The organism is Pseudoalteromonas sp. ATL1 (assembly GCF_058933015.1).
The window spans coordinates 3886614-3901992 of the sequence record NZ_JBZYXL010000001.1 but is presented as its reverse complement, the minus strand read 5'-3'; the positions used below and the strand labels follow the sequence as shown (position 1 = coordinate 3901992).

The window sequence follows — 15379 nt, the reverse complement described above, 5'->3', positions numbered from 1 at the left end:
TAATGCGCAGAGTATCACTTTGTGACAATTCAACAAAGCGGTGAATTTACTTCAATGATGTTCGTTTACTACAAGTTATCAATCGCTTTTATATCTGTTTGCCACTGATTGGCAAGGTGATCAATAAATGCCCGTACGGCGGGTCTTTGATAGCTTCTAGACAAATATACGGCCCATAACGACATGCTCGGTAATACGGTGTGTTTCATGAGCTGAACCAGCTTGCCTGATTGCAGATGCGGATTGGCTAAGTCACAAGGTAGATAAGCAATACCAAGGCCATCAATACAGGCATTGATCAGTACCGAGACATCGTTTGCTTTAATGTTACCGTTAACGTCGATGCTTTTTAACTGCCCTTGTTCAACAAAAGTCCAGCTTCTTTGAGGTATGTGTACAAGACAATTGTGTTCCGTGAGCTGTGTTAGTGAGGTAAGAGGACCATTTTTCTGTAAATATTCTCGAGAGCAACAAAGTGCGCTATCAATATGCATCAATTTACGTGCAATGAGCGTATCACTGGGCTGATTGGTATACCTTAATGCCACGTCTATATGTTCTTCAACTAATTGCGCATTGCTGTCAGACATCACCAATTGAACACGCACTTTGGGGTGTTGTGAGGCAAAAGGAACTAGCGCCTTGTAAAGTAAATTTTGACCTAAGCCGATGGGGCTGGCGATACGGATCTCGCCAATGAGTTCTTCGTTGTGACTATCGGCAATGCGTTCTAATTGAGACACTTCATGTAACACGCGTTCGCACTGCGCTATTAATTCTTCTCCCGGCGCGGTTAGGCTTACTTTACGGGTGGTTCTATGCAGCAGGCGTATGTTTAACCAATCTTCCAGCTCTTTTATTTGGCGAGTGACTTTAACTCGACTAATGCCTAATTGTTCAGCGGCCTGCGTGTAGCTGCCTGTGTTGGCAACTTCTGCGAAGCTTTTCAATGCCTCTAGTTTATCCATTGGGTAGTTCTTTTGTTTCTTATTTTGAACTAATTATATTCAAATGAAGGTGTTTATTACAATTTCTCTCTTGTAGATAATGTCACCACTTTCAACAATACAGTTCAAAATGTGGAGAATTAGATGAAAATAGCAGTGATAGGTGCAACGGGCTGGATAGGTTCGACTATCGTCAATGAAGCGCTAGCGCAAGGTCACCAAGTGCGTGCAATAAGCCGCCAGTACCCTGAAATAGACCATCCTAATGTCACAGTTCATGCGTTTGATTTGCTGGCTCAAGGTGGGTTAGAAGAAGCGGTATCCGGCGCTGATGTTGTGATCAGTTCGATAGGCGGCAGGGCTAAAGGCAATCATGAGATTGTGGCGAGTACTGCAGAGCGCCTGTTAAAGGAGTTGCCCGCAATAGGCATTGAGCGCCTGATTTGGGTTGGGGGAGCAGGAAGTTTACAGGTTGAGGGGGGGCATACATTGTTGTCGCTGCCAGATTTTCCAAAGGAATATAAAGATGAGGCGATTGCACAAGGGCAAGCGTTAGAGGTGTTCAAAAATACGCACAGCATGTTGAATTGGTTGTTTGTCAGTCCTGCTGCGCAAATATTTCCAGGTGAGCGCACGGGCACATATCGAATAGGCGGCGATAAATTATTGCTAGACAGTGATGGCAAAAGCACTGTGTCGGTGCAAGACTATGCCAAAGCACTCATTGACGAAGTGCAAAATCAGTTTTATCACCGCCAACGTATTAGCGTTGCTTATTGATATTGCTAATGCCTCAGATATTTGTTGTTACAAGGTTTTAGGATTAGTATTACCCCAAGAGTTAAATAAACAATAAACCGCAGTGAATGTTGCGGTTTTTTTATTTAAGAGGTTGGGTCATGAGTTTACTAGCAAAATTGGAACATTCACTGATTGCGGGAGAAGCATATCAGGGACAAATGCATTTTTCGGTGTTGAATCCAGCGACACAAGCCCAAAAAGCGCATTTATCCGAGGTGGATGAGGCGGGCGTTCAGCGAGCACTTAATGCCGCAATAGAGACGTTTGAAGAGTTAAAGGCAACCAGTGCGGCTCAGCGCAGTCATGTTTTACAGCGTTGGTATGAACTGGTCATTGAACACAAAACGGTTCTAGCGCGCTTGTTAACAGAAGAGCAGGGTAAACCACTCAAAGAAGCGTTGGGCGAGGTCGACTATGCAGCGGGCTTCATTCAATGGTATGCAGAGCAAGCGAAAAGAAGCTACGGCGAAATTATTCCCGCCAATGATACCCAGCATCAATTACGCACTGTGAAACAAGGTGTTGGGGTGGTGCTTGGCATCACTCCGTGGAATTTCCCCTTGGCGATGATCACCCGTAAAGTGGCACCCGCATATGCGGCGGGGTGTAGTTTTATTCTCAAGCCTTCAGAGCAAACGCCTTTGTCTGCACTCGCATTGGCGCAACTTGCATTACAAGCTGGCATGGAAAAAGGTGCGTTTCAAGTACTACTCACCACAGATTCTGCGCAGCTGATTAAGCCTTTGTGCGAAAACCCTGATATTCGCAAATTGACGTTTACAGGCTCCACACAGGTTGGCCGGATCTTGCTGGCACAATGTGCTGGTACGATAAAACGAACGTCAATGGAGCTCGGTGGAAACGCGCCATTTATTATTTTCGACTCGGCCAATATTGAACATGCGGTAACAGGGTTAATGGCTGCCAAATTCAGAAACGCTGGGCAAACCTGTGTAGCGGCAAACCGCATTTTGGTTCAGCAAAGCTGCGAGCAGGCAGTCTTAGAGCGGCTGATCAAATCCGTCGAGCAGTTAGTTGTGGGTAATGGCTTAAATGAAGGTGTCGATATTGGTCCCTTGATCACATTACAAGCCAAACAAAAAGCGCAAGCATTGGTTGATGATGCGATTGCCAAAGGCGCGACCGTGGCTTATCAAGGGCAGCAGCAGTCAGGTTCATTTATGGCGCCGATCATATTAACAGGGGTGACACAGGACATGGATATTGCCAACCGCGAGGTGTTCGCTCCGGTTGTCAGTGTGATGTCATTTACAAATGAAGCACAAGCTTTAGCAATCGCCAATGCCGTTGATGAAGGGTTGGCGGCATATTTTTACTCACAAGATGTATCACAGATCCACAGAGTATCCATGGGACTAAATTACGGCATGGTTGGGATTAATGAAGGGATGATCTCTAACCCTGTTGCGCCTTTTGGTGGCGTAAAACAATCCGGTCTTGGTCGAGAAGGGGCACATCAGGGTTTAGAAGAGTATTTGGACATCAAATATCTATGTCAAAAGTTTGATTAACGCAACTTTTGCAATGACTTTTCATTAGTCATAAAGCAAGTTACACTTTCGCGCCTGTCTATTTGTCATTGCCGTTATAAGGAGCGAACTGTTGCAAACGAAAAAGAATGAACCTGTTTTGGTGATACTTGCAGCAGGTTTAGGGAGTCGCTTTGGCGGCGGTAAACAAATTGCAGCGCTGCCGCTGCTTGATTGCACCATCATGGAGTTGAGCATTCAAGATGCCTATTTAGCTGGCCTGAAAACGGTAATTTTAGTGATCAATGACGCAGTGCAAGATACGATTGAACGCGCAATATTGCCTCGCTTACCCTCGGACTTAGAAGTGAAGTTAGTTCATCAGTCTATTGATAACGTGCCGGCGAAGTTCGCTCGCTGTATTGCGATGCGCAACAAGCCATGGGGGACAGGGCATGCCCTGCTGAGTGCAAAAAGCCATATCCAGGGACCTGCGATAGTGATCACCGCCGATGACTACTATGGTCCTCAAGCCTATATACAATTAATGGCGCATTTTCAGCAAAATCAGGATGAAATGGCAATGGTAGCCTATCCTTTAAAAAATACCCTGTCAGATCAAGGTGGTGTTAATCGAGGTATTTGCCAACTCAATAATAACAAGCTGGAACGCGTGGCGGAATATACCAACATTTACCAGAGCGAAGCAGGGATCGTTGGCACTTACAATGGTAAAACATATGGATTGCCGGATTTGGCTTTAGCATCGATGACATTTTGGGGGATCACTCCCGCTTTTTTGACTGACCTAGAAAAAGGATTTTACGAGTTTCTAGAAGGTTATGACAACGATGTCAAAAAAGAGTATTATTTGCCGAATTGTGTTGAGCAAAGCATTGTATCCAGTAGATTAAAGGTTGCTGTGTATTCAGCGCGGGATCATTGGTTTGGTGTAACCTATAAAGAAGAACTATTAGCGGTAGCGAGAAAAATACATGAACAACGCAAGCAATGAATGCTTAACGAGTATGCCGCTAAGCAATGAGGTTAGTATGGAAAATAGTGCGGTAGCTGCACACTTATCACAGCAATTTGGACTCGATGGCGAGCAGCCTGTGATGAACCCAATAGGAAATGGTCATATCAATACCACCATGTTACTCAAAGATGGTAAGCAAGCGGTGGTGGTGCAAAAACTGAATACTGATGTGTTTCCTAACCCAGAACAACTGGTTGAAAATGCCAGAGCCATAGAGCAACACCTATCAAATAAAGCTGATAGTGGTGAGTACGGTTTAAATATCATCAAGCATTTGCCAACAATAGAAAATAATTATCTCGTTGAGCATGCTGGTGGCATTTGGCGAGCGCTTGAATTTATTGGCGGTAGTTACAGTGAAGACGTTGTTGATTCTAGCACTAAGGCACAAACGGCCGCCAATGCATTTGGCCAATTTGCCCGCGCGCTAGAAGATTTTGAAGCGCAGCAGTTACATCATGTTATTCCTGATTTTCATAACTTAGCAAAGCGTGTAGCCACCTTTGAGCATACTTTACAACAAAATGCACATGATCGTGCCAAGCTGTGCGAAGCGGAAATTGCTTTTTGCCAGTCGCAATTTGGCTTGGCCGATGAACTACAGTCTGTACTTGGCGCTATTCCACTTCGTCCATGCCATAATGATACTAAAATCAACAACATGTTGTTTTGTAATAAAACAAACCAAAGCAAAGCTGTGATTGATATGGATACCTGCATGCCGGGTTATTGGTTATTTGACTTTGGTGATATGGTTCGTACTTTTTGCTCACCGGAAGCTGAAGATTCTCAGGTTCTTGATAAAGTGGTTGTACGCGAAGAAATTTTTAAAGCCATCGTGAAGGGATATGTTGAACCGCTATCAGGTACATTGACTGAGCAGGAGAAGCAAAGTTTCTTATTAGGCGCAAAGGTAATGCCATTCATGATTGGATTGCGCTTTTTAACCGATTATTTGGATGGCGATAATTATTTTGCAGTTCACCGTGAACAACACAACTTACAACGCGCACGTAATCAATTTAAGCTGTATCAAGATGTGCTGGCTAAAGAGCAAGTGCTCAAGGGTATTCTTAGCCAGTTCTAAATGGGCGCATTAGCGCCCCTATTTATTTCTCCCCCTTAATCCTCTTTGGTCGCAATCAAGTTGCAATGAAATATGCTTCACGTAGCGTACCGCGATGAAGTATCGATTAAGGAAAAATAATAATGAAGAAAATGAATCGTCGCGACTTTATCAAAGTGGCTGGTGCTACTGCCGCTGGCGTCGCGTTATCTGGTTGTGCGAGTCGCACAGATAGTTGGTCTCCAACGCGCCAGGGCCACTCTGTAATGGGGTTGATCACAGAAAAACTCGATATTGTGAGAGTAGGCTTTATTGGTGTAGGGCAACGTGGTTATGGTCATGTAAAACGCATGAGCAACATAGCGGGTACGCAAATAGTGGCTATTTGTGATACGCATGATGAAGTACTCAATCGCGCAGCTAACTTTTTGCAAGACAAAGGCTTGGATAAACCGGCTTTATACCACGGTGCAGAGTTGGCGTATCAAAACATGTTAGCGAGAGATGATATAGATATTGTGATCATCTCAACGCCTTGGCGATGGCATGCGCCGATGGCGATCGATACCATGAACAGTAATAAACATGCATTTGTCGAAGTGCCGCTGGCGTTAACCGTTGACGAAATGTGGCAAATAGTTGATACCGCAGAACGAACGCAACGTCATTGTATGATGATGGAAAACGTCAATTATGGCCGTGATGAACTGATGGTACTGAATATGGTTCGCCAAGGTGTGTTCGGTGAACTTTTACATGGCGAAGCTGCCTATATTCACGAATTGCGTTGGCAGATGAAAGAGGTTGAACATAAAACCGGGTCTTGGCGGACTGATTGGCACACCAAGCGCAATGGTAATTTATATCCAACGCATGGCCTTGGGCCGGTTTCTCAGTATATGAATATTAACCGGGGTGATCGCTTTGACTATCTTACCTCAATGAGTTCCCCCGCATTAGGTCGAGCGGCCTATGCGCAACGTGAATTTTCAGCGGCGCATCAGCGTAACCAAGTCAACTATATTAATGGTGATATGAATACCACGATGATTAAGACGATAAAAGGCCGCAGCATCCTAGTTCAGCATGATACGACCACACCTCGACCGTACTCGAGACACAATTTGATCCAAGGTACAAATGGTGTGTTTGCAGGGTTTCCTAATCGTATCGCGCTCGAGTCGGGCAGTGATAAGAGTTTTCACGAATGGGACTACGAAATGGCGGATTGGTACAAACAATACGATCACCCATTATGGCTACGCATGGGCCAAGAGGCACAGCAAAATGGGGGACATGGTGGCATGGACTTTTTGATGTTTTGGCGAATGATATATTGCTTACGCAATGGTGAGCCGCTCGATCAGGATGTGTATGATGGCGCCGCTTGGTCAGTTATTTCACCGTTATCGGCTCAGTCAGTAGCCAATCGTAGTGAGTCGGTGACCATACCTGATTTTACGCGGGGTGATTGGCAAAGTGCAAAGCCATTAGAAATAGTTAATGTTTAACGATAACAACTTAGTTTTCAGCGGTGCTAAACTATTTTTAGATAAAGAGTTTGAGCCATCGCTTATGCTATAAGTAAATAAATATAGGAAAGGATTGGAATCAGAATGCAAATTTCAGTTGAGATCAGCAAATATCCATTACATGAAGACTATGTGCCTTTTATCAAGGATTTTATCGCGCGTTTACAGCAGCAACCAGCGTTGAATGTGGTGTGTAATACCCTGTCAACCCAAGTATTTGGTGACTATGATGTGGTGATGGAACAATTACAAATCAATATCAAGCGCTCTTTTGAGCAATACGGCAAAGTGGTATTTGTGTGTAAATTCATTCATGGCGACTTATCACCTAAATGCTAGAAACACTGGACTTCTCTCTTGTTAGTTTCACGGCCATGTCCTCATGGGAATATCTGGCCGCGCTGCTAGCGTGCATATATCTACTCCTTGTAGTGAAAGAGAATGCATGGTGCTGGCCGATAGGATTTGTCAGCACCTTAATTTACACTTTACTCTATTGGAACGGGGCATTGCATATTGAGTCGAGTTTAAACTTGTACTATATGTTGATGGCCATTGTTGGCTGGTACCTGTGGCGACCCAATTCGCATCGAAATGCTGTACCAATATGCTCATGGTCTTTGAGCATGCACCTTATTATTATTTCTGGAACCACCTTAGTCGCGGTACTGACCGGATGGTTTATTGACTCTTTTATCAATGCTGAACTTGCATATCTGGGCAGTTTTACGACATGTTTTGCTGTTGTTGCAACTTATCTTGTTACCCAAAAAGTTTTAGAAAATTGGCTTTACTGGATAGTCGTTGATACGGCTTCAATGTATTTATATTTTCTTAAGGGCTATTATCCAACCTTGGTGCTGTATGTGTTTTATATACTAGTGGTTTGCTGGGGCTACAAGTGCTGGTATGAGAAACATGAACTTGCCCACGGAAAAAAACTGAGTGCATTGTAAAATGAAAAGTGTCGAACCTGCTTTAGCATTGCAGATGTTAATGCCACGGTTGTCAGTGTTTAAAATGCACAAATTAAGTAAAGGCACCAACAACGACAATTATTGGTTAGATACCTGCAAAGGCACGTTATTACTCAAATGCTATCGAACTGAGTTTCCAAAGCTTGCCATCGTTGCTCAACACCAATTTGCACGGCAAACTCGATTAACTCAAGAGGTCATTGCTTGGAATGAGCAAATAAAAGCAGCGTTGTTTAGCTACGTGCCACAGCAAGGAGAAAGTGATAGGTTCGCTCAAGATTTACCCAATGTGCTCCATTCGTTGCATCAGCTTCAACCTGCTGGTGAAGTAAATAGCATTAATATTCCACCAATTGTGGCAAAGCTAAAAATAACGGCTGAGCAGCATGCGAAGTCAGCTAGGCAGTGGAGTCATGACTTCATATCACAACAGCCTGTATCAATTGGCTTTTGTCACAATGATTTGGTTGCGGATAACATCTTAACGACTGAGCAAGGCGCAAAATTAATTGATTTTGAATATGCAGCGTACAATGATGTGTTTTTTGACTTGGCGGCTTTATGTTGTAGTTTTGATTTGTCTGAGCAGGCGTCGTTGAGTCTTTTAGAGCGGTACCTCGTGTTAACCACGTTAAAAATGCAAAATGCGGACGAACAAAAATTATTGGCGTATCAAATACAGTATTTGTTGCTAAGTATTGATTGGTATGAACAAAGAGGGTATTTCAAGCAGGCAGCTCCCTTGCGCGCTCGTTTCAATAAGCTTGTGGCTCAGATCCCGCCTAGGCGTTGAGCTAACTCTTTATACTTCTCTACATCAGTTTTATCGAAAATCGGCTGGCCCTGAGCATCTTGATCTTTAGCAACTAATAAGTTTTCTCTAGCCAGTCTCTTCACACGCTCCACTTTCACACCTAAAAATTCAGCAACTTGCTCAGTGGTCATCGGGGTCATAAGTAAAATCCTCTTGATGTTTAAAATGCAACGCCGCGTTGTTGTTAAAATAATGCGACGGGCGATTGCTTTGCTTTCGATTATCACAGCGCTTAACGAAACGACCGTAACTATAAGCATAGTTAAATATCGCGTTTTTTGTGTCTTGTATAGCTTTTTTTTAAAATTTAGTTTGTTTATTAACCATCTAGCATACAAATGCTAGTAATTATTTAGCGATGCCATTATCATTAGCGCACTGACACTCGCTGTTAGGCTCTCGTGGTGAAATGGATATCACGTAGCTCTCCGGAAGCTAAGTTGCAGGTTCGATCCCTGCCGAGAGCGCCATTTTTACTGCGCCTACCTGTATAGCTACAACCATCTTTTCATTCTAAAGTAATAGCTAATTCCACCAGTTAATAGGCATAAAGATATAACAAAAAATGCGAACGCATAGGGGGATTCGGTGCCAGGTATACCCCCGATATTGACGCCTAGTAAGCCAGTTAAAAACCCTAAGGGTAAAAATAAGGCCGCCACAACAGACATTACGTACATGCGTTGATTGAGTTGCTCACTGAGCTGGTTCGATAGGCTATGTTGAATGACCTGTGCACGCTCAATGGCCGACTCAAGCTCTTCAATATAGCGACTTAGCGCATTATTGGCCTCATCAAGTTTATGTATTGCATCGTCATCAAGCCATTCGAGTTCGCATTCGACGAGTTCAGAAATGGCAACGCGTTGCGGTTTTAAATACCGTTTTAACGCGATTGTTTGACGACGAGTAGTCGACAGTAACGGGGCATCTATCAGTGAGTTTTGGTTATCTAGGGCATCTTCAAAGGCATCGAGTTGTTCATCTACTTGATAAATCACATCTTGCATTCGTGCGGTTAAACGTTGTACTAAGCTACTAAGTAGATCCGCGATGTTTTTTGGCCCTCTATTATTCTTTAATGAATTGAAAATGTCTTGGGCCGACATGAGTTGGCGCTTTCTAAACGTGATCAAGATATGTTCATTCACAAAGCAGCGAATGGATACCATATCTTCAGGACTTTGCTGTGGATTAAGGTTTACACCACGTAGAAACAACAGTAGTCCGTGTTCGGCTTGTGTAACACGAGGGCGAGTTTCGTCAGTGGTGAGTGCTTGTCGCTCCCATTCTTCAATAAAAGGTTGCGCTTTTAACCACGAAATCGTTTGTTCATCACTATAATCAAAATGCAACCACAGTGGTTTATTTTGAGCTTGCAACTGCAAGATATTGTCCAGATTGTCTAGCTCTTTAGCACCGCCTAAACCATCCAATTGCACTGCATGTACTAAGCCTTGATTCATTGTTCTCTCCTGCGCGTTAGAACTAACATGTTTGTACAAAATAATTGATAATTCAATGTGATTTTCTAATTGTTTGGATAAATATTACTTGCTGTTATATGCTGAAAATTGCTGTATAAGACAGTTTTTTTTAAGGAGCGATTATGTCGGACATGATCTGTGTTGGCTGGCGTGAATGGTTGGCTTTACCTGACCTTGGTATTGCTCGTATCAAAGCTAAAGTTGATACCGGTGCACGTACTTCGTGTTTGCATGCATTCAAGGTTGAGCAATATGAAAAACAAGGCCAACCTTGGGTCAGATTTTGGTTGCACCCAGAGCAAGAGCGAACCGATATCGAAGTCTATTGCGAGGCCCCAATAAAAGATGAGCGTCAAGTTACCGACTCTGGCGGTCATAAAGAAATGCGCTACGTGATAGAAAGCAACGTAGTGATTGCGGGGCAGAGTTGGCCAATCGAATTAACTTTGACTAACCGCGACAACATGAAATTTAGAATGTTATTAGGGCGCACAGCTATGGCAGGACGAATCACCGTTGACCCATGCGCTTCATACCTAACCAAAAAAACGGATTAAAAATGAAAATAGCGATTTTATCCCGCAACAAAAGTTTATATTCAACACGTCGTTTAATCGAAGCCGCACAACAACGTGGTCATGAAATTCTCGTGCTGGATGCGTTGCGTTGTTATATGAATATTAATTCTCAAGAGCCTGAGATCCATTTTAAAGGCGAGAAAATAACCGATGTTGGTGCCATTATTCCAAGGATCGGCGCATCAGTCACGTTTTATGGCTGCTCAGTATTACGTCAGTTTGAAATGATGGGTGTTTACCCATTGAATGAGTCGGTGGCGATTACTCGCTCACGTGACAAATTGCGTTCACTGCAGTTGCTATCACGCAAAGGGGTGGGTATGCCTATCACCGGTTTTGCAAGCAAGCCTGATGACGTTAAAGACTTATTGGAGATGGTGGGTGGCGCGCCGGTGGTGATCAAACTACTTGAAGGTACGCAAGGCATTGGTGTGGTGCTCGCTGAAACACGCAAAGCGGCAGAAAGTGTGATTGAAGCCTTTATGGGCCTAAAAGCGAACATCATGGTGCAAGAGTATATTAAAGAAGCGGGTGGTGCTGATATTCGCTGCTTTGTGATCGGTGATAAAGTGATTGCTGCAATGAAGCGCCAAGCACAAGAGGGTGAATTCCGTTCGAATTTACATCGTGGTGGCAGCGCAAGTTTAGTCCGCATTTCACCTGAAGAACGTAAGACAGCGGTCGCAGCGGCAAAGGCGATGGGCTTAAACGTCGCTGGGGTTGATTTACTGCGTTCAAGCCGAGGTCCACTGGTGATGGAAGTGAACTCGTCACCGGGTCTTGAAGGTATTGAAAAAGCAACAGGCAAAGACATTGCTGGCATGATCATTGATTTTATCGAAAAGAATGCCGCATCCAAGAGGACAGCGACACGTGGCAAAGGCTAGAATAAATAAGCCATTCACGTTGTTAGATACGTGTATTGGCGTTGGAGAACGAAAAACTTTATCGTTGGAAGTTGCCAAGCTGTACACGCATACGCCATTGACTATCCCTATTGAGGTCGTTAATGGCATAGAAAAAGGCCCTGTAGTGCTGGTCTGTGCGGCGATACATGGTGACGAACTAAATGGTGTCGAAGTGGTGCGGCAATTACTTGCGAGGCTAGATGTTCGCGAACTGAAGGGGACAATCATCGCGGTGCCTGTGGTGAATGTATTTGGCTTTGTGCATAAGTCTCGTTACTTACCTGATAGGCGTGATCTTAACCGTTGTTTTCCAGGCTCGGATCGTGGTTCATTGGGGGCACGCATGGCCCACATGTTTTTTAGCCAAGTTGCTAGTTTATGCACACACATCATTGATTTGCATACAGGTGCGATACATCGCTCAAACCTACCGCAGGTGCGTGCAGATTTATCTTGCCCGGCAACTGCTGAAATGGCACACGCATTTGGCACGCCAGTGGTGATTAACGCGACGCTGCGTAATGGATCTTTACGCAGTGAAGCGAGTAGTCGTGATATTCCGGTGATCACTTATGAAGCGGGTGAGGCACTGAGATTTGAGCCTCTGGCGATTGCAGCAGGCCTGCAAGGTGTTGAAAATGTGTTGAAGAAACTACGCATGCTGAAAGGGCGTAGACGTAAAAAAGGTCCTGATCCGGTTATCGCGGCTTCAACTAGTTGGATCCGTGCTGATGTTGATGGGATTGTTCGAGCGCAAGTGAACTTAGGTGAGCGAGTCACGAAAGGACAGGTACTTGCCTACATTGATAACCCACTCGGTAATAACGAGCTTGCGGTGCTTGCACCACGCAGTGGTATTGTAATAGGCCAACAAACCCTACCGTTGGTGAATGAAGGCGATGCAGTTTTTCACCTTGCTTATTTTGCCCATGCCAACACGATGGTGGAGCAGCAATTAGGTACGTTTATTGACGAGTTGAGTGAAAACGCAGACTTAAATGGCAGTACTGAAATGAACAATTAACCAGCCAATGGCTGGTTATTTTTTGGGGCCCAAAACACGCTTGGGAGCACTCGCAGCTTTTGGCTTTTTGGGCTCATCACACAGCACAAGCACTGGGCGTGTAACAAATAAGTTGTTTGGATAAATGACACGGTGTCCATCGATGTTGATGAGCACGACATTCATCAAGCCCATTTCAACGATTCGGCCTTCTACGTAGTTTGCACCTTCTACAATGCGCACCCAATTACCTACACGACAGTAGTTTTGGATAAACATCAGCAAAAACGAGGTTAAGTTACTTAACAGCGACCAGGCGGCAAAAAGTGCCACGCCCAACATTGCAAAGAGCGATGAGCCAAGTACTAAAAGGCCTCTAAGTTCTATGCCCCAAAATACCAGCAGTAAACACACCAGCACCATAGCGGTGATCATCTTAAGTAGCAATTCAGCCCTTTGCTTGCGGTGAGTATCAATTTTTCCGCGCGTCACTTTAGCCAATAAACGCTGGCTAGACTTAAAAATAATCGGAAAAAGCAGTAACACTGCGAAGGTGATGACCAAGCGATACTGCTCAGCTAATAAACTAGTTAAAAACGACAAGAACGTACTCTCAAGCAAAAATTTTCACGTTTATAACACAGGCAATTACTGCTTAAAAGCGATTCTTAACGGTGAATAGCCACTGCACACCATCAATGTCTTCTGGCCCATTAATGGGTGCTGCCACATCTAAGTGAAGCATTAAGCCTGCATTTGCGCGACTGGGGGCAAGTCGTAACCCCATACCAATATTTTTTAAATAATTTGGATCAGTTTTTACCAGTGAATTGCCTCTCACGCGTCCAATATCGAAAAATATCGCCCCACCCACCTTAAATAGCTGAAGCAGGTCGTACTCCCAGTAATAACGCCTTTCTAGGTTTACTAATACACTCTTACTGCCGTGTTGATACTTGATGGGGTAACCTCTTAGGCCCGTTTCACCCCCTAAGGTCAGTTGTAGGTCTTCTGTGAGGTTTTTGGCGAATCGTAGCTCAACATTAGCAAACCACGAAGTTTGCAGTGATGAGTTTAAATAATATTGCAAGTTGGTCGTTGAAATTAAATTTCGTGCTCTGTCTTGCTCGCTGTTCCACTGTCCATCTAGGCTAACAGCCGCACGTAGTAGGCTTTTTTCCGAAGTAAAGTGGGCGGTATGTATGCGAAACTGGTATATAAGGTGGCTATCATCATCACTTACCTGATTATCCGAATAGCCAATGAGTGCGTTAATATTCCACCCTAAATTTAAATCCTCGGTACGATAGATAGAGTCAAAATTTCTAACCTTTATAAAGTCATCTTCAAACCACTGCGCCTTTATATAAGGGTAGGTTAACGTGCGATCGTCAGCCACGGGTAAGTATGACCTAGGCAATGGGGTGAACTTTTCTTCGTGATGGCGCACACCAAAACTTAATCGTTGAGTCCAATCACTTGCGAATTGTTTAGCGACCCCAAAATAGGCATCAATCACATCGGTATTTTGAATAAACTCAGAAATGTCATCCCCTGCTTGATAAAGACTTTCCTCTCGGCGGTTATGAAGATATGACGCTCCATAACTGTATGGCGTATCTGTTGAGTAAAATGGCATTTGTACGCCTAGGAAATGCCGCTTACCATCGTCATTATCTGCATATTCTAATCTGCCTTCGTGGCGAGAAGATAAAATATTTGGGTCGTCATAAACGAACAGGTACCCAGAGCGGTCCTTATCACTGGTATGAGACAATGACAGGCGTTTCCCCCAGCCAAATAGATTCGATTCTCTAAAGCCAATACGGGAAGTATTTTCTCCACCGCTACGACTAAAGCTCAAATCAGGCAGCAAGGTCCAGAGATCTCGAGTTACAACGCTGACGTCAATATTACCATCGCAGTCTTCTTGGGCAAAAATACGAGCGTCATATAAGTAGCTTTGTCTACGCAGTAAACGTTCAGACTCGACTAATTTTTTTTGAGAATAGAGGTCTCCTTGCTCAAACAGCAAAATACTTAAGATGACCTCGGGTTTAGTGGTGATATGCGCATTGTTTGCAAAGCGGAAGATAGCATTATCTTCTTCGGGTAAACTGGTATCGAAGACATTAAGCTGGTGGAGACTAATGTTGGTTATTCGCTTATTTTTGCCTTCTTTTGGGAAGTTTTGGTTCTTGTCGAGTTGTCTTTGTAGATTGCTATTGGATGGATCTTGAGGTCTTTTATTAGCGCAACTTTCAAGCAAACTGGGCAGTTCTGAGGCGGGTGCCGTCAATGAGATAAGCAGGCCTAACATGATACAAAGTCGCTTGTAAAATATCGCTTTCATTCACAGCCCCTTACCAATTATTCAATTATAAGAATAGCTTACTATAGACAATACCTCATAAATAAGTCTATTTCATAATCAAGAATTTGGCAGAAATAAATGGGCTAATGCGTCAAGTTGTGTTGCTGCATCTTGGCCTTCGGGGCTTACCCAAATACTCTCGCTGTAATGCTCAAAGTTGAGGTTAAAGCACTGTTCGTGGTACTTAAAGCGCAACTGGTGTCGGTCCGCTCCTTGCGCAAAGTCGAGTATTTGAATGTGCGCTGGATGATGTAAAAAAATACTCGCCCACAGTTCAAATTCATCAGCGTCTGGAAGTATTTGTGGTTTTATAACGATCACATTATGTGCGCTATCAAACTCGATTGGACTCATTGTGACCTC

General features: G+C 43.9%; 17 protein-coding genes and 1 tRNA gene. 12 read left to right on the top strand and 6 right to left on the bottom strand.

Annotated elements, in window-relative coordinates; translation table 11 throughout:
- Positions 1 to 68 precede the first annotated feature (68 nt).
- Positions 69 to 968, bottom strand: coding sequence for a LysR family transcriptional regulator (locus tag AC5FX4_RS17205; protein ID WP_493607542.1), 900 nt, complete (start codon positions 966 to 968; stop codon positions 69 to 71).
- Between the two features lie 123 nt (positions 969 to 1091).
- Here AC5FX4_RS17205 and AC5FX4_RS17200 point away from each other — a divergent pair, with 123 nt between their 5' ends.
- The 8 genes from AC5FX4_RS17200 to AC5FX4_RS17165 all read left to right on the top strand — a co-directional run bounded on the left by AC5FX4_RS17200 (position 1092) and on the right by AC5FX4_RS17165 (position 8645).
- A complete protein-coding gene (locus AC5FX4_RS17200; RefSeq protein WP_493607541.1) occupies positions 1092 to 1727 on the top strand; it encodes an NAD(P)-dependent oxidoreductase in 636 nt (211 codons plus the stop codon).
- 119 nt (positions 1728 to 1846) lie between these two features.
- Positions 1847 to 3280, top strand: coding sequence for an NAD-dependent succinate-semialdehyde dehydrogenase (locus AC5FX4_RS17195; RefSeq protein WP_493607540.1), 1434 nt, complete (start codon positions 1847 to 1849; stop codon positions 3278 to 3280).
- 91 nt (positions 3281 to 3371) lie between these two features.
- Positions 3372 to 4253: a nucleotidyltransferase family protein gene (locus tag AC5FX4_RS17190; RefSeq protein ID WP_493607539.1), complete on the top strand. Its 882-nt coding sequence runs from the start codon at positions 3372 to 3374 to the stop codon at positions 4251 to 4253.
- Between the two features lie 37 nt (positions 4254 to 4290).
- A complete protein-coding gene (locus AC5FX4_RS17185) occupies positions 4291 to 5364 on the top strand; it encodes a phosphotransferase enzyme family protein (protein ID WP_493607845.1) in 1074 nt (357 codons plus the stop codon).
- A gap of 122 nt (positions 5365 to 5486) precedes the next feature.
- Positions 5487 to 6854 (top strand): Gfo/Idh/MocA family protein, encoded by a 1368-nt coding sequence (locus tag AC5FX4_RS17180; protein WP_493607538.1) that lies wholly within the window; start codon positions 5487 to 5489, stop codon positions 6852 to 6854.
- A 105-nt stretch (positions 6855 to 6959) separates the two neighbouring features.
- Positions 6960 to 7214: a hypothetical protein gene (locus tag AC5FX4_RS17175; RefSeq protein WP_493607537.1), complete on the top strand. Its 255-nt coding sequence runs from the start codon at positions 6960 to 6962 to the stop codon at positions 7212 to 7214.
- Positions 7208 to 7831 (top strand): nicotinamide riboside transporter PnuC, encoded by a 624-nt coding sequence (pnuC, locus tag AC5FX4_RS17170; protein ID WP_493607536.1) that lies wholly within the window; start codon positions 7208 to 7210, stop codon positions 7829 to 7831. The genes AC5FX4_RS17175 and pnuC overlap by 7 nt, the downstream gene beginning before the upstream one ends.
- 1 nt (position 7832) lies before the next feature.
- On the top strand, positions 7833 to 8645 hold the full coding sequence (locus AC5FX4_RS17165; RefSeq protein WP_493607535.1) for a phosphotransferase: 813 nt from the start codon (positions 7833 to 7835) through the stop codon (positions 8643 to 8645).
- Here AC5FX4_RS17165 and AC5FX4_RS17160 read toward each other — a convergent pair.
- Positions 8624 to 8806, bottom strand: coding sequence for a helix-turn-helix domain-containing protein (locus tag AC5FX4_RS17160; protein ID WP_476290513.1), 183 nt, complete (start codon positions 8804 to 8806; stop codon positions 8624 to 8626). The two genes, AC5FX4_RS17165 and AC5FX4_RS17160, sit on opposite strands and share 22 nt — an antisense overlap.
- A 255-nt stretch (positions 8807 to 9061) precedes the next feature.
- On the opposite strand from AC5FX4_RS17160, the gene AC5FX4_RS17155 reads away from it, so the two are divergent.
- Positions 9062 to 9136: transfer RNA gene (locus AC5FX4_RS17155), tRNA-Arg, on the top strand.
- 24 nt (positions 9137 to 9160) lie between these two features.
- On the opposite strand, the gene AC5FX4_RS17150 is transcribed toward AC5FX4_RS17155, so the two are convergent.
- Complete coding sequence (locus AC5FX4_RS17150; protein WP_493607534.1) at positions 9161 to 10132, bottom strand: zinc transporter ZntB; 972 nt, start codon at positions 10130 to 10132, stop codon at positions 9161 to 9163.
- A 143-nt stretch (positions 10133 to 10275) separates the two neighbouring features.
- On the opposite strand from AC5FX4_RS17150, the gene AC5FX4_RS17145 reads away from it, so the two are divergent.
- Genes AC5FX4_RS17145 through AC5FX4_RS17135 form a run of 3 tightly spaced genes read left to right on the top strand, consistent with a single transcriptional unit; the run spans position 10276 to position 12663 of the window.
- Positions 10276 to 10710, top strand: coding sequence for an ATP-dependent zinc protease family protein (locus AC5FX4_RS17145; RefSeq protein WP_493607533.1), 435 nt, complete (start codon positions 10276 to 10278; stop codon positions 10708 to 10710).
- A gap of 2 nt (positions 10711 to 10712) precedes the next feature.
- On the top strand, positions 10713 to 11618 hold the full coding sequence (rimK, locus tag AC5FX4_RS17140; protein ID WP_493607532.1) for a 30S ribosomal protein S6--L-glutamate ligase: 906 nt from the start codon (positions 10713 to 10715) through the stop codon (positions 11616 to 11618).
- The gene (locus AC5FX4_RS17135; RefSeq protein ID WP_493607531.1) at positions 11605 to 12663 is read left to right on the top strand and encodes a succinylglutamate desuccinylase/aspartoacylase family protein; all 1059 of its coding nucleotides are present in this window, start codon (positions 11605 to 11607) and stop codon (positions 12661 to 12663) included. Before rimK ends, AC5FX4_RS17135 begins: the two co-directional genes overlap by 14 nt.
- A 15-nt stretch (positions 12664 to 12678) precedes the next feature.
- Here the strand turns inward: AC5FX4_RS17135 and AC5FX4_RS17130 are convergent, their stop codons facing one another.
- The 3 genes from AC5FX4_RS17130 to AC5FX4_RS17120 form a co-directional block, all read right to left on the bottom strand.
- Positions 12679 to 13245 carry a mechanosensitive ion channel domain-containing protein gene (locus AC5FX4_RS17130; protein WP_493607844.1) on the bottom strand — a complete coding sequence of 189 codons (567 nt, stop codon included), beginning with the start codon at positions 13243 to 13245 and terminating at the stop codon, positions 12679 to 12681.
- Between the two features lie 52 nt (positions 13246 to 13297).
- Positions 13298 to 14995 carry a BamA/TamA family outer membrane protein gene (locus AC5FX4_RS17125; RefSeq protein ID WP_493607530.1) on the bottom strand — a complete coding sequence of 566 codons (1698 nt, stop codon included), beginning with the start codon at positions 14993 to 14995 and terminating at the stop codon, positions 13298 to 13300.
- 78 nt (positions 14996 to 15073) lie between these two features.
- Complete coding sequence (locus AC5FX4_RS17120) at positions 15074 to 15370, bottom strand: DUF3630 family protein (protein ID WP_493607529.1); 297 nt, start codon at positions 15368 to 15370, stop codon at positions 15074 to 15076.
- Positions 15371 to 15379: the final 9 nt, after the last annotated feature.